The organism is Amycolatopsis sp. (assembly GCF_035276945.1).
Lineage (GTDB): Bacteria > Actinomycetota > Actinomycetes > Mycobacteriales > Pseudonocardiaceae > Amycolatopsis_E.
This window is the reverse complement of sequence record NZ_DATELF010000108.1, coordinates 18756-33178: the sequence shown is the minus strand read 5'-3', so window position 1 is coordinate 33178 and position 14423 is coordinate 18756. Positions and strand designations below refer to the sequence as shown.

The window sequence follows — 14423 nt, the reverse complement described above, 5'->3', positions numbered from 1 at the left end:
CGATGGCAATGCGAAGGAAGGGAGATCCGATGGTCGAGCCACCGGTGATCACGGGGTGGTCCGCGGTGTCGCCGTTCGGCGTGGGACGCGCGGCCTTCGCCGAGGGTGTCCGATGTGGACGTGGAGAAGACGCCGTGGTCGATGTCGGTCACCTTCCGGTCCCGCAGCGGCGAGCCTGCCTCGTGCCGGACTTCGATCCGGGGGAACTCCTGGACGGCAAGGGAATCCGCTACCTCGACCGCGCGAGCCTGCTTGCACTCGTCTCGGTCGGCGAACTGGTCGGGCCCGGGGCGGGCAGGGACTCGCGGACCGGGGTTGTGCTGGGTACCACGTCGGGCAGCGTGCAGAGCGAGATGAACATCCGGCGCGACTCGTTGACGAGGCCCAAACCCTACGCCGTGAGTTCGCAGCGGACACCGAGCGCGACGATGAACTGCGCGGCCGCGCAGTGCGCGATGCGGTACGGGCTCACGGGACCGAACATGACCGTGGCCGGCGGCCGGGCCGCGGCCTTGCACGCGCTGGTCCACGCCTGCCGCCTGCTGGCGACGAGGCGGGCGGACCGGGTGCTCGTGGGCGCGGTTGAGGAGTTCTCCGTCGCCCGGTCCTGGCTGGTGCACCATGGCGGCGGCCGGAAACCGTGGCTCGGCGAGGGGAGCGCCGTTTTTCGCGTCGAACCGCCCGCCGAGGGGCGCCCGCCGCTCGCCGAAATCCTGGCCGCGCAGACCCGGGTCCGCCTCGACGAGGACCCGGGCGCGGCGCTGGCCGGGTGTGTCCGCGCCCTGCTTGCCCGTGGTGGGATCACCGAGGGCGAGGTGTGGGCGGTCGTGCTGGCCGGCGGCGACCCGGAACGGCAGGCGATGGCGGAGCTATGCGGTGACGTGGCGCTCTCCCGCGTCCCCGGTCTCACGCCATTCGGCGACACCGGCGCGGCGTCCGCCGCGTTCGGGATCGCGTCGGCACTCAGCGTCGGCGGCGACCGGCCGGCCGCGACAGCGCGGCCGGTCGTGATCGCCGTGAGCGAACCGGACGGCGCGGTGGCCACCGCTCTCCTCCGGCTGCCACCCTGGCCTGTCCCGGGGGCATGACCGGGTGTCGGGAGCCGGAGCTCTGAGATCCCGCCTGCCCGCACCGACACCGATCCCGACCGGCCTCGTACCTGGAGAGGTGTCAGCGGGGTTCGGTGGGAGGTCGCGCGGAAAGGGAGCCGCACACCAGCGGATACCTCGCCGCACGACCCACCCACCACACTGGCCCGAGCTACGGCGTGCCGACCGGCCTCAGGGTGGTCCTCTCGGAAGGACCTGCGGAACCAGCGCGTCAACCGTTCTGGCGGTCCCGCAACTCCTTCATAGGTTCGATGGTGAGCCGCAGTGCTTGCCACGGGGCGGAAGGAGGCCCACGCGGTGGGACAGTTCCCTTGCTGGAGGGGCCTGCGACCTCGTGATTTTGCGTGCCACTACACCGAATGGGGCAAGCCGTTACGCCGGGTCGCAAGCGCCCGTCGGGACATTTCGCTGATGCGGCCCGAGTGCCTCCACCACGCCGGGGTGCCGCCGCCACCGCATACTTGTGGCTCTTAACGGAACGGTAGTTTCTGTTTAACATGAAACGAGGCTGTCTCGGACCGTGACCACCGAGGCGCGGCCCGTTACGCGTTTCGGGCTAGTTCGTGATCGGCGTAGGAGTTCAGGAAGGGTGTGCTTCTTGGTGGGGAGCGGCACAGTCCATCCAGGCAGTGATCTTTCTTTCCTCGGGCGTTCCTCCGAGCTCGCGGCGCTGAGGAGGGCCGCCGCGGCGACCCGCACGGGCAAGCCCGATGTCGTGTTCGTCAGCGGCGTGGCCGGGATCGGAAAGACCTCTCTGCTGAACCGGGCTCGCGAGGAACTCGAGGGGCACGGGGGAACGGTGCTCTTCGCCACCGGCGGTTCCTCCGATGAAACCCTGCGTGAGCTGTTCGCTCCACTGGGGCTCACGGCGCCCGAGGAGGCTCGCCGCCCGCTGCTGTCCGGTGCGGCGCGGGGGGCCGCGCCCACGCTCTTGCCCGGGAGCGAAGCGGCTCCCGCCGAGGGCGTCAGCTACTCGATCCTGCACGGGTGGTACCGGCTCGCCCTCAACTTGCTGGCCCAAGGGCCGCTGACGCTCATGCTCGACGACGCGCACCGCTGCGATCCTCTGGTGCTGCGGTGGGTCGACTTCCTGCTCCGGCGGGCCGATGACCACGCGCTGCTCGTCGTGCTGGCCGATGAACCGGATGCGGCAGGCCCCGGCCGGGAGCTGCTGGCCACCATCACCGGGCACACCGCTGGCACCATGATCGAGCTGACTCCGCTGTCGGACGCCGAGGTCGGCGACTCCGCCGCCGCGGCGTTGGGTGCCGGGCCGGAGGCGGCGTTCGTCCAGATCTGCTCGAAACTGTCCGGCGGCAACCCGCTCTCGCTCCATACGCTGCTCAAAGCGCTCCGCGAGCAGGGTGTGCGACCGGATGAACCAGGAGCCCGCCAAGCGGCCGAGATCGGCGAGCGGGTGTTGCGTGATTCGATCCGGGCCAGGCTGGCCCGGCTGCCGGAGAGCGCCCTGAAGGTGGCCGCCGGAATCGTCCTGCTCGACACGGCCGAGCCCAGGATGGTCGCCGCGCTGCTCGAACTGCCCGCGCCCGCGGTGGTCGCGGCGATCGATGTCCTGCGACGGCACCGCCTGCTGCCCTCCGTCGGCTCGGGCATCGTGCGCGAGCAGGCTCAGAAAGCCCTTCTCGGCCAACTGCCGCGCGGTGAACTGGACGCGCTACGGCTGCGCGGCGCCCTCCTGCTGCACGACAACGGGCGTCCGCCGGAGAAGGTGGCCCGCCTGCTTGCCGAACTGCCGGAGCTGTCCGAGCCGTGGATGTACAACACCCTTCGGGAAGCGGCGGCCGACGCGCGGCGGCGTGACGACCCCGAAGCCGCGACCCGCTTTCTCAACCGTTACCTGCGGGCGGTACCCGGCCATCAAGAGACTTTGGTCGAGCTTGCCACGATTCTCGAGGAGATCGATCCGGAAACGGCGTTCTTCAACTTCTTCCAGGCCATCCGGCGGACGGATGATCTTCGTGCCCGTGTCCCGCTGGTGATCCGGCTCAGCCTGCTGTCGCTCAGGGTGGGAAGATCCGTCCTGGCGTTCCGTCTGCTGGCCGATGTGCTGGAAGCGCTCGGCGCGAACGCCGGGGTGGTGCCCGACGCGGCCAGCGACCTGCGCCTGCAGGTTCGAACCCTGTTGCTCGCCGTCGGCATGCACTCCCAGCGGACTGCGCGGGAAGCCCTCCGCAGGGCCCGGACCATCGAGGCTCGCTCCAACGGCACGCCGTCGGAGCGGATGCTTCTCAGCCTGCTCGGGAGCACCGCCGTGCTGGACGGCGGGCACTGGGAGCAGGCAGCGAAGCTTGCCAGAGCTGCGCTTTCCGGCACCCTTGTCGTCCATGCGGGACCTCTCATCATTGCGGCGCAGACCCTGAACTACGCCGGTTTGCCGGCTGAGGCGCTGGCCGCGCTGGACCCGATCGTGGAGGGAATTGAGGGTCCCGACGCCCGCTGGACGCTCTGCCATGCGCTGGCGGTCAGGTCCTGGGTGGCGGCGGGCATGGGGCGACCCGTCGAGGCGGCCGACATCGAGACGGCGATGCGGATGGCCCGGCACGAGGACTGGGCGTTGCCCCGGATCATGTTCGCCTCCCACCTGGTGAACCGCGGTGAGCCCGCGCGGGCCGAGGCCCTGCTCGACGAGATCCGCCAGCCGAACTTCGCCTGGGAATATCCCCAGATGCTCATGGTGCGGGCCTGGGCGAGGCTCCAGCTGGATGACTTTGGAGGTGCGCTGTCCATCCTCCAGCAATGTGGCCACAGCCTGGCGGAGGCGGGGATCAACTGCGCGGTGCCCGCATCCTGGTGGTTCGAGGCTACGGCCCTCCTGACCGGTCTGGACCGCCGGTCCGAGGCACTTGCCCTCATCGATGCGCAGGAAGAGGCGATCGTTCGCTGGGGAACGCCGGAGGTCGTCGGACTCGGTTTGGCGGCCCGGGGCGTCGCCACCGGCGGGCGGGCGGGATTGGAACTCATGGCGGAGGGCGTCGAGCGGCTGGCGGCATCGCCCGCCCGGCACAGCCAGCTCCGGGCCGAGCTGGTGGTGGGCCACGCGCTGGTGCTCGCCGGCAACGACGTGGAAGCCCGGAAATATTTGCGTCGCGCGACCGATCTGGCGGCGCGGTGCGGCTGCCAGGGAGTCGGTGCGCTGGCGAAGAAGTGGCTTGTGGCCGCGGGTGGGCGGACGCGGAAGCCGGGCGGCGGGCCGTTCGACCTGTTCACCGCGGCCGAGTGGCGGGTGATCGAGCAGGCTGTGGCCGGGGCGACGAACCGGGAGATCGCGGCGGCGCTGTTCGTCACGCTGCGGACCGTCGAGACCCATCTGTCCAATGTGTACCGGAAGGTCGGCGTGTCCTCTCGTGCGGAGATGATCGCGGCGGTGAGCGAGCTGTCCGAGGCGAAAGAAGGCATCGGGCCGGGCGCCGCGCCTACGGTTTCTGCGGAAACCTTCGAGGGAGAGGGGGAGTTGGGGCACGGTGGGCAACAGTGATTGCGGGACGGCCCTCGCCCTGGTCGAGCCGGTCGGATCTCCCCCTGGCGTCGAATCCGGGCTCGGGTGGAGGCAGTTCCTCCTGGCCAAGGGGCTGTTCCGGCCGCTCACCGGTGAACCGGGCATGGCCCCCGAGCACCTGCAGGAAGCGGGCAGGCGGCTGCTGACCCGGCAGTGGGTCAACTCGGCGCTGGCCAGATGGCGGTCGTTCGCCGCGTTTGCCCGCCAGGCTGGCGGGAATACCACGGAGGGAGTCGTCACGGAGGAGAGACTGCCTGCCGAGCGCTGGGGGTCGCCGAGCCCGCTCAGCGGCCCACTTGGCCGCTTCGATGGTGCTGGGCGGCCCGGAGCGGCTGGACAGGTTGAATGCCGCCGTCGAGGTGCTGCGGGAATCGCCGTCACGGCCGCGCTACGCGAAGGCCCTGCTCCAGTTGGCCGCGGTGCGACGGGACGCCGGGGAGCACGCCGAGGCGGCGCTGCTGACTACGGAGGCGGGTGAGCTCGCCATGGCCCGCATGGCGCACGACCTCGCCAGGCGCGAGAGCTTGGCTGGGAGCGCTTCCGGGCCGTTGAGGGCGTGAAACGGCGTTGTGCGCACTTTCGATGTGTTCCCATCGACAGCAGGAGGTTCGGACCGTGTTGCTCGAGCGAGACAGCGAGCTGGAAATCGTCGCCGAGGCGCTTCGATCCGCCCGCCAGGGCCACGGGTCACTCCTGGTGGTCACCGGTCCGCTGGGCAACGGTAAGTCGGAGCTGTTGCGCGCCATGCCCCGCATGGGCGAGCAGGAGGGCAGCAGAGTGCTCAGCGCGGGTGCTTCGTCGCTCGAACAGGACTATGCCTTCGGGGTGCTGCGCCAGCTGCTGGAGCCCGCGCTGTTCGGCGCCGGCGAGGAGGTGCGGTCACGATGGCTGTCCGGAGCCGCCGGGCTCGCCGAAATGATTTTCGCGGACGATTCCTTCGGCGCGACCGGCGAACGGCCGGTCGCGGTGCAGCAGGCGGTGCTGCTCGGGCTGCAGGCGCTTGCCGAACGGATGAGCGCCGAGCAGCCGTTGCTGATCCTGGTCGACGATCTGCAGTGGGCCGACGAGCCCACGGTGCAATGGCTCGCTCACCTGGCGAACCGCCTGAACCGGCTCCGCGTGCTCACCGTGGTCACGGTCCGGGAGGGCGATCGGGCGGCGAGCTGGCCGGCCGTCCGGACCGTCACCAGGTTGGCGGCCAGGGTGCTGCGGCCACGCCCGTTCTCCCTGGCGGGAACACGCGCGTTCGTGGCCGATCATTGCGGTGAACCCGGAGACGAGGAGTTCGTGCTCGCCTGCCACGAGACGACGGAGGGCAGCCCGGTGTTCCTCAAGTCGATCCTGCTCAACTTGTCGATCGTCGGCGTCCCCCCGCGGGCCGAACATGCCGACAAGGCCCGGTCGCTGCGGCCCGCGCAGCTGCGCCAGCGCCTGATCGACTGCCTTGCCTCGCAGCCCGAGCCGGTCCGCAACTTCGCCAAGGCCATAGCGATCCTGGGCGACCAGACTGGTCTGGAGATCATCGGACGGCTCGCCGGCCTGGACTCCGTCGGCTGCGCGGAGGCGATGCGCATCATGGACCAGATGGGTCTGTTGGCCAGCGCGCGGCAGCCCAGGTTCATCCACTTGGTCGTGCAGGACGCGGTCGAGGAATCGATGACGGTCGAGGAACGAGAACAACTGCACATCCGGGCGGTACGGCTGCTGCATGGCAGCGGGTACACCGCCGAGCAGGTGGCGGCGCAGTTGCTCGCGGTCGCCTCACCGCAAGGGCAGTGGGCCACCGAGGTCCTGCGTGCCGCGGCCAGCACGGCGGTGCGGCGAGGTGCTCCGGAAACCGCCTCGCGTTACCTGCGCCGCGCGTTGCTCGACACTTCGCCCGAGGGAGACGACCGGGCCCAGCTGCTGGTCGACCTCGCGACGGTGGAGCGGGAGTTCGACGTGCGCGCGTCGGTACGGCACCTCAGTCACGCGCTGCCCTTGCTGACTTCGGCGAGGGATCGCGCGTGCGCTTTGGTGCGCTTGGCGCCGGGGCTGCTGAGCGACGCTCCGCCCGTGGTCCGTGCGCTGATTCGTCATGTGTTCGACGAACTGGGCGAGGAGGCCGAGCTGTCCTGTGTGGAGCGAGAACTCAAGCTTTCCATCGAGGCGCGCATGCGCCACCTCGAATACACCGACCCGGCCGCGCTGGCTGACGCGATCCGGCGGCTGAACGGGCTCGGCGAGGAGCCCCCGGTGGCCACTCCCGCAGAGCGTGAACTGCTCACCATGCTGCTGTGCGCCGCCACCCTCACCGCCCGCAAGCCGGCATCGCTGGTGGCCCGCCTCGCCGAACGGATCCTGGAACGGGAGCCCGCTTTACCGTCGCATGTGTACACCACGCTGCCCATGCTGGTGACCACGCTGGTTGCCACGGAATCGACGGAGCGCCTGACTCCCTGGCTGGAAATGTCTTTCGACCAGGCCCGGAGACATGGGGCGGTCATCGAGCAGGCGCTGATCCGGACCGAGCAGGCGGTGGTCGCCTTGCAGACAGGCCGGATCGCGGACGCGAAACGCGCCGCGACCGACGCGATCGAACTGGGCGCGCTCGACTGGAACGCGTCCAACTCCACCACCGCCATCGTGATGGCGGCGGTGGCGAGCGCCACCGCGGACGTCCGGCTGGCCAGGGATGTGCTGGACAGCTGCGGCACCGGAACCACGAACGCCTGCCTTTCCGCGCTGCTGCACCTGCTGCGGGGATCGCTGGCCACGGTGGAGGGTGATCTCCTGGCGGCGCTCGAGCATCACGAGGAGTGCGGCCGTCAGCTCGCCCGGTCGGGCTGGCACAACCCCGTGCTGTACCCGTGGCGAGCGTGGACCGCCGACCTTCACCGGCGCCTCGGCGACCTCGACCGGGCGCGCGAGATCGCCGAGGAGGACTGCCTGTGGGCCGTCGACTGGGGGGCGCCGTCCGCGCTCGGGCGTGCCAAACGAATCCTCGGTGAGATCATCGGGGGCGAGCAGGGCGTCGCCTTGCTTCGGGAGTCGGTTGACGTTCTGGAGGGCTCGGTCAACCAGCGCGAGTTGGCCCGGTCGTTGCTGCGACTTGGGAGGTGGTTGCTGAAACAGGGCGTCCCTGAGGCGGCTGGGCACCTGCGGCGATCCCGCCAGCTTGCGCTCGAGTGTGGCGACCAGCGCCTGGCCGAGCTGGCAAAGGCAAGCGTGGTCGAGACCGAGAAAGGCCGCTCGCCGCGCTCAGCGCTGACCAAGACGGAGCTCCGTGTGGCGCGCCTGGCCGCCGAAGGGCACCCCAACCACGCCATAGCGCAGTTCCTCGGCGTGAGCCGGCGCGCGGTCGAGAAACATCTCACGAGCTCCTACCGCAAACTCGGGGTGCAGGGCCGGGCCGAACTTCCCGCGGTGCTGCCGGTCGCCGATACGGACGTGGAGCTCGCCAGGCTGGCCTGAGCGCGCCGGTAGCAGGCTGCCCGCCCCGGATGACGGGGTCGAGTGTCGAGATGACTGCTCCCGCGTTGGAGTCACGCAGGCGGCGCATCCCGTCGGCGTGCTGTTTCCGGGTTTGGCGGCTTTGTTAGGGTTTCTCCGGCCTTCAACCAGCCTCGGATCATGTCGCTGGTGGGCAACGTCCACGATCCACACGCGTTTGTTGAGTTTCCTTGCAACACAGCCAACAGCGCCGCGGTCGCGTCCCGACCGCCCCGGCCCGGACGGAACCGATACCTGCGACCGGGGCTCGACCGGGGCCTCCCACTCGGGCTGCGGCGCGTCACGGACCCGCGTCTGACGACAACGGTCCATGATCACTGGAACTTTGGGCGACCTGCGCTTTCCTTGGGCTTTTGGTACACCCGCCTGACCGGGACCGATCCCAGGATCGGGAACTGTGCTGCACGTGCACGAAGCAGCGGGTGACCGTGTCCGTACCATCCTGCGCCGTGACGCTCCGCACCGAACCCTGGCCCGACCGCGACCACGGTTTTTGTCACGACCTGGCCCGATCTCGTTGACGAGTAACATCCGCCCTTTCTACGATCGGATGGTGGAAACGATTTCTTTGCGCGGAATGTGAATGGCCAAATTTTTTGTTTGTCAGGTTTGTTCTTTTTCTGCGATGGAAGGGCCAGGGGGTTGACGAGCGTGAGTGAAACTGGTGACGTGGCGACTCTTGGCGGACGCCGCCGGGATTGTCCTGCCGAGAGCGGGGCGGACGGTACCGCCACACTTGGCCCTCCGTTCGCGAGACCGAGCGCCGCCATAGCGAGCCTCGACAGCGTTTTGCGGGTGACACAGGCGACCGCGGCGTTCGTCGGACTGCTCGCCACCTCACAGACGGAGGTGGTCGGCGCCTGCTTCCCGGACCTGTTCCATCCGATGGCCCGCAAGGACGTACGCCTCGCGCTTTCCGATGCTCCCGACGAGGGGCCGGTCCGGTTCACCGCGCCCCTGGTGAGCCTTGCCGGCGACGTGCACTTCACCGATGTGACCGCTCATGCCGTGGAACCGGGCGTCGGAACAATCTGCGTGCTCGTCACCAACGAAACGAACTCGTCGCGGGCGACCTTCGTCCTGAGCGATCTCGATGCCCGGATCCTGGAGGGGCTGGCCGCCGGGGACTCCACTGTCCGGCTCGCGATGCGGCTGTTTTTGAGCCGGCAGGGAGTCGACTATCACGTCGGTTCGATGCTGAAAAAGCTGGCCGTGCCGAACCGGGCGGCCCTCGTGTCGAAGGCGTACGCGATGGGCGTGCTGAACCGGTGGAACTGGCCACCGAGAGTGTCGCCGGAATATGTCGCCTGAGCCCGATGTCGCATCTCGGTCACTGGCTGACTGCTTCGCGCCGCGCGAGTCGGACCTGTTCGGGTTGGCGAAGCGCGAATTGGACCTCATCGATCCCGAAATCGCTTGGTATGCCAAGGATGGGCATGTGATGGCGGTCAGGGTTGCCAACAGCCTGCCACGCCTCGCGGAGGTGCTGAACATGCGCACCACGTACTACCAGTCCACGCTGACCCGCCTGGGCGTCAGCACCTGGGACGGGCACGACGAACGCGCTGCCGCGCACCTGGTGTGTGTCGAGGACGGGCGTCTGGTGGGCAGCATCCGGGTGAGGTTCAACGTCGGGAGCGACACGGAGCTCCATGACGACTTCGGATGTCCGGACCAACTGGTACCGGAAGGAGGCCTCCCGTTCTTCACGTTCGGCCGGGAGCTGGTCGTACCGGACCGCCGCGGCAGCGGGGTTTCCCTTGCGCTGGTGCACGCGGCCTGCATGTGGTGCCGCGCCCGGTCCGAAGTGGACACATTGAGGGTGGTGACCTTGCAGCAATATGCCGAATGGGCGCAGCGGTTGGGAGTGCGCCCACTCACCTGTGTGCTGCCGTTGGGACCGGCACGGGTGCCGGTCGTCGTCATGGGCGGGGAGGTGAGCCATGTCCTCGACCACGCGGCCCGGCACTTGCCAGCCGCCAACTGGTCCGTCATCGCGTGATCGGTGGCCCCGCAGGCTGTCCTTCCCGCTCGATCCATCCAAAATAGACGGTAATTTTGCCGGATATGCCCGCCTGCGCGCTGAACGACCGGTGTGCCCGGTCGTCCTGGCGAACGGGCAGCACGCCTGGCTTGTCACCCGCTACTCGGACGTCCGGCTCGTCCTGTCCGATGCCCGGTTCAGCAAAGCGGCGCTGGCCTGGCCGGACTCACCGAAAATCCATTCCGGTCCGCTGTTGCCGGGCCTCCTGTTGACCACCGACCCACCGGAACACACCGCACTGCGGGCACCGTTGACGCCCCTGATGGGTAAGAAGGAGATGGCACGGCGCCGGCCTCGCCTGGTCGTCGCCGCCCAGGACGTGCTCGACGAATTCGCCCTGCGCCGGCCACCGAGTGATTTCGTCACCGGTTTCGCTGGTCCGCTGGCCACTCGGGCGATCTGCGACCTGCTCGGCTTGCCGGTCACCGAGCAAGCGAGGTTCACCGCGTGGGCGGAACCGGCGCTGGGCGGGCTCGGCCACCCTGTCGACGAGGTGAACCGTGCGCAGCGGCACATGCTCGGCTACCTCGCGGAGGTCGTCGCGAGCACGCGCGCCCGGCCAGCCGACGACCTGCTGTCGTCGCTGGCCCGCAACGGCTCGGGGTTACCGGACGAGGCGGTGGTCAAGCTCGGTGCGACGTTGCTGGTGACCGGTATCGAGACGATGACCGCGGCGATCGCCAAGGCCGTGCTGGCCCTGCTGACCCGCTTTCCGGCAGTGCCCGCACTCCCGGCCGACCCCGGTGCGCGGCAGCTGATGATCGAGGAGATCCTGCGATTCGTCACATTCGGCGAAACCGTGCGCTCGCGGCGGGCGCTGGTGGATGCACGTTTGGGCGACGTGATGATCGGCCGCGGGGACATCGTGCTGGTGTCGACCGGCTCGGCCAACCAGGATGAGGCGGGGTTCCCGGCGGCCGCCGAGTTCGATCCCGCGCGCCGCCCGAACCGGCACCTCGCCTTCGGGCGCGGCATCCACGTCTGTCTCGGAGCCGCGCTTGCCCGCTTGGAACTCGAAGTAGCTCTCGAGCAATTGTCGCGGAGGCTTCCGAAACTCCGGCTCGCTGTTCCACCCGACCGTGTGGAGGCGCGTGTGGGTTCCGCCGAGATTCCGCCCGCGGCTCTGCCGGTGCTCTGGTAAAGGAAAGCAAAGGGAATCATGAACGACATCATCGCAGTTGACGAGATCGGCCGCCCCGGGCTTTGGCTCACATCATGCGACGATGACGTGTGGCTCCGGCACCACGTCGACCAGCTCGCCGCCACCGCGCCGGATGCGCTCGCGACGCCGGCGCGCGCCTTGTTGGAAGAGGCGGCTCTCAACTACTCGCACGCCCTGAAGCGGGGTGGTGAGCTTTCTGCGGACTCCTGCGCACGGGTGCGGGCGATCGGTGAGGCCTGGGCTGCCGCGGGAATGCCGCTCGACCGGATGATCACCGAGTTCGGTGAGCTGACCACTCGCCTGGCAGATCTTCTCATCGGCCGGCAGGGCGCGGCTGGGCCGTATGTTCGAAACCTGGTGACCACGAGCAACAAGTTGCTGCGGGAGTTCCTGGCGGGAGCGAACAGGTGGCGGGCCCATGTCCGTACCGAACAGACCATGCGCCGCGTCACCAGGGATCTGGTGGCGGACCTGATCGCAGGCTGGCAGCCGCCCAGGGAGGCCGAGTCCCGGCTGGCCAAGGCGTACCTCATCGCTGTGGTGAACCGGCGGGAGAACGCGCCGGCGGCGCAGCTCGGCAGGATCGTGCGGGAGTGCGGGGGGCCCGGCACACTGGTCGGGGCGGGCCCTGAGTTCGTCGCGCTGATCCCCGACTGCGACCCGCGGCGCACCGGTCGCGTCGTGGACGAGTTGGCGCAGCGGCTGGGTGGGCAGGCGTGGGTGGGAGTGGCCTCCCGCGAACGCGCCGCCGTTCCGGACGGGCACCGGGAAGCGTCGGACATCCTCCGCCTGGTCGTCGCGGGAGGTCGCGAGCCCGGCGTCTACCGGCTGGAGGACTGCCTCGTGGAGTACGCGGTCAGCCGTAACGAGACGGTCGCGAAGAGTCTTGTCTCCCTCGTGAGACCGCTCATGGCCCACCCCGTACTGTCGGAGACGCTCGAGGCGTTGATTCGAGCGAATTTCAACCGTAGCGAGGCGGCCAAACAAATGTTCGTCCACCGCAGCACATTGGATTACCGAGTGCACCGGATCGAGGAAATCACCGGCCACGATCCGATGAGCAACCGGGGAGCTCAGGTGCTCTGCGCGGCGATGACCACCTACGCGCTGACTCGCTCGCCGGTTGTCCGTCAGCGAGAGGAAGGCCGGGTTCTGTTGCGTTGACCTGGCGCACGGGTTTTCGGCGGCTTGCCGTCAGAATCCGAATTCTGCGGATGCGGCGCGGATCACAGTGGGCTAGGGTAACGGAAAGTAGTCACCCGCCGAACCCATCCGGGCGACTGTGAGATTGACGCCGATTTGTACGAGGTTGCCCAGATGATCGAGCCGCGACGGAAGAACGTGCCCAGACCGGGCTGCGAAGACATCCGGGAACGGGAGGGCCGATGGTGTGTGGCGGGTCTTGACACGCGGCTTCGCGTGCTAACCGCCGAGGAGGACTTCTTCGCCGCTTTCGGTGTGCCGAGGTTCGAGTTGTGCCATCGCGGCATACTCCAGTTCCTCCATCCTGGCTTCCCGTCGTGTCAAGCGTTGAGCGCGCTCGCCCGCACCAATCACGGCGAGGCGACCGGCCAGGTGGTGATAATTCGCCCCAACGGGATGACGCTGACCGCCGACGTCACGGCGCTGGCCCTGCCGGACACGGTGACCTCGCCTGTCCGGATCATCCTGGCCATGGCGCTGGTGGGGCGCGAAGGCCCGGCCGTTCACCAGCCCGGGCACCCGACCCTTACCTGGCTGGAGGCCCAGGTTCTCGAGGGTATCGCCGTGGGCGTGCCCACGGCCCGGCTGGCGCGTCAGGTGAGGCTGAGTCGTCAGGGCGTCGAATACCACCTCGGTGTCATGCTGCGAAAACTCGGCGCGGCGAACCGGATCGCCCTCATATCGAAGGCGTTTTCCGCGGGCGTCCTGGCGGCGGATACGTGGCCTCCTCGGGTTGACCAGGCGTTCGTGGCATAAGCCGAGTCAGGCCGGTTTCCCGTGCTCGGGCGCGTCGAAGTGCAGCGCGGTGTAGGTTGTCAGTGCGATGGACAGCAGTTGCAGTCCGGCCGCATTGATCGGGTCGACGCCGGTGAGCTGTTCGACACGTTGCAGCCGGTAGTCCAGGGTGCTCCGGTGGATCTTGAGTTCGGCCGCGGCCCGGCTCCGGTTGCCGTTCGCGGCGACGAACGACTTGAGCGTGGCGAGCAGCATGGGCAGGTTGGTCATCGGGGCGAGGATTCTGACGAGCCTGCTGGCCACTGCCGGTTCTTGCAGGACCGCGTACTCCACGAGCACGTCGTCGACCTGGTAGACGCCCGGCGGTCGCTCCGAGGCCGCGACGATCCTGGCGACGTCGCGCGCCTCGTGCCTGCCGGAAGGCACCTCCTCCCGGCGCCGCCAGGCGACGGCGAGCCACGCCTGCCCCGGAAGTTCCCGGTGTACCTTCCCGGCGAGTTCCGTGGCGTGACGCTTTTCCGGGGAGGGGACGAGGGCGTAGATGAGTGATTCGGTGACGAAGGGCAGCACGCCGGGCGCTCCGGCCTGGTCGAACTGCTCGACCAGCCGATCCTCCTCGCACACCGGGTCGGGCTGGCCGAGGTGCCGTAATGCGACAACGGCGTAGCTTCCGGCGAGCAAGGGCTGGTGTGCGGGAGTCACCTCAAGGTCCCACAGCAGTGCGGTCGCGAGCAGGTGCCGGTCGTGAAGTCCGGACTTCTCCGCCGGCGCCCACTGGTAGGCTCGCTGGAAACCCGCCAGAATCGCACCAATGATCTGTCCCTCGGTTTCGGTGATCAGGGTTTTCCGGGAGAGCCCGTCGAGGTCCAGCACCTTCTCGGTGAGTGCGCTCAGCAGGTCCAGTAAGGGATCCAGGGGATGGCGTTTGGTGGCCCAGGTCAGGCCGACTCGGCGCAGCTCGGCGTCCCGGCCGTCGAGCCGGGCGATCGAGGACCGTAGCGCGTCGCTGTGGACGGAGATCGCGAGCGTGAGCGCGGCACGGAGATCGTCCCGGGAGGAGTCAGGTGCGGTCTGAATCCGCGGCAAGAGCCCGGCGAGCAGCAAGTCGGTGAGCTGTGGTTTCGGTTCCTGGGCCATGAGATCCTTCGTCGCGCGCGGGCT

General features: G+C 68.9%; 10 protein-coding genes. 9 read left to right on the top strand and 1 reads right to left on the bottom strand.

Annotated elements, in window-relative coordinates; all coding sequences use genetic code 11:
* The first annotated feature begins 29 nt into the window (after window positions 1-29).
* The 9 genes from VJT49_RS19030 (at window position 30) to VJT49_RS18990 (ending at window position 13283) form a co-directional block, all read left to right on the top strand.
* Complete coding sequence (locus tag VJT49_RS19030; protein WP_324166194.1) at window positions 30-1088, top strand: beta-ketoacyl synthase N-terminal-like domain-containing protein; 1059 nt, start codon at window positions 30-32, stop codon at window positions 1086-1088.
* Window positions 1089-1710: 622 nt separating this feature from the next.
* Window positions 1711-4605 carry a helix-turn-helix transcriptional regulator gene (locus tag VJT49_RS19025; RefSeq protein WP_324166193.1) on the top strand — a complete coding sequence of 965 codons (2895 nt, stop codon included), beginning with the start codon at window positions 1711-1713 and terminating at the stop codon, window positions 4603-4605.
* Between the two features lie 317 nt (window positions 4606-4922).
* A complete protein-coding gene (locus tag VJT49_RS19020) occupies window positions 4923-5186 on the top strand; it encodes a hypothetical protein (RefSeq protein WP_324166192.1) in 264 nt (87 codons plus the stop codon).
* Between the two features lie 55 nt (window positions 5187-5241).
* A complete protein-coding gene (locus VJT49_RS19015) occupies window positions 5242-8079 on the top strand; it encodes an ATP-binding protein (protein ID WP_324166191.1) in 2838 nt (945 codons plus the stop codon).
* A gap of 834 nt (window positions 8080-8913) precedes the next feature.
* The gene (locus tag VJT49_RS19010; protein ID WP_324166190.1) at window positions 8914-9429 is read left to right on the top strand and encodes a LuxR C-terminal-related transcriptional regulator; all 516 of its coding nucleotides are present in this window, start codon (window positions 8914-8916) and stop codon (window positions 9427-9429) included.
* A 130-nt stretch (window positions 9430-9559) separates the two neighbouring features.
* Window positions 9560-10120: a hypothetical protein gene (locus tag VJT49_RS19005; RefSeq protein WP_324166189.1), complete on the top strand. Its 561-nt coding sequence runs from the start codon at window positions 9560-9562 to the stop codon at window positions 10118-10120.
* A 91-nt stretch (window positions 10121-10211) separates the two neighbouring features.
* Complete coding sequence (locus tag VJT49_RS19000; RefSeq protein WP_324166188.1) at window positions 10212-11303, top strand: cytochrome P450; 1092 nt, start codon at window positions 10212-10214, stop codon at window positions 11301-11303.
* An 18-nt stretch (window positions 11304-11321) separates the two neighbouring features.
* Window positions 11322-12488 (top strand): helix-turn-helix domain-containing protein, encoded by a 1167-nt coding sequence (locus VJT49_RS18995; RefSeq protein WP_324166187.1) that lies wholly within the window; start codon window positions 11322-11324, stop codon window positions 12486-12488.
* A 153-nt stretch (window positions 12489-12641) separates the two neighbouring features.
* Window positions 12642-13283, top strand: a complete 642-nt coding sequence (locus VJT49_RS18990) for a helix-turn-helix transcriptional regulator (protein WP_324166186.1) — start codon at window positions 12642-12644, stop codon at window positions 13281-13283.
* A gap of 6 nt (window positions 13284-13289) precedes the next feature.
* On the opposite strand, the gene VJT49_RS18985 is transcribed toward VJT49_RS18990, so the two are convergent.
* Window positions 13290-14399, bottom strand: coding sequence for a helix-turn-helix domain-containing protein (locus tag VJT49_RS18985; RefSeq protein ID WP_324166185.1), 1110 nt, complete (start codon window positions 14397-14399; stop codon window positions 13290-13292).
* Window positions 14400-14423 lie beyond the last annotated feature (24 nt).

Coding starts and splice junctions, on each gene's coding strand:
- VJT49_RS19030 (WP_324166194.1), top strand. CDS start 30: ATGGTCGAGCCACCGGTGATCACGGGGTGGTCCGCGGTGTCGCCGTTC.
- VJT49_RS19005 (WP_324166189.1), top strand. CDS start 9,560: ATGGCGGTCAGGGTTGCCAACAGCCTGCCACGCCTCGCGGAGGTGCTG.
- VJT49_RS18995 (WP_324166187.1), top strand. CDS start 11,322: ATGAACGACATCATCGCAGTTGACGAGATCGGCCGCCCCGGGCTTTGG.
- VJT49_RS18990 (WP_324166186.1), top strand. CDS start 12,642: ATGATCGAGCCGCGACGGAAGAACGTGCCCAGACCGGGCTGCGAAGAC.
- VJT49_RS18985 (WP_324166185.1), bottom strand. CDS start 14,399: ATGGCCCAGGAACCGAAACCACAGCTCACCGACTTGCTGCTCGCCGGG.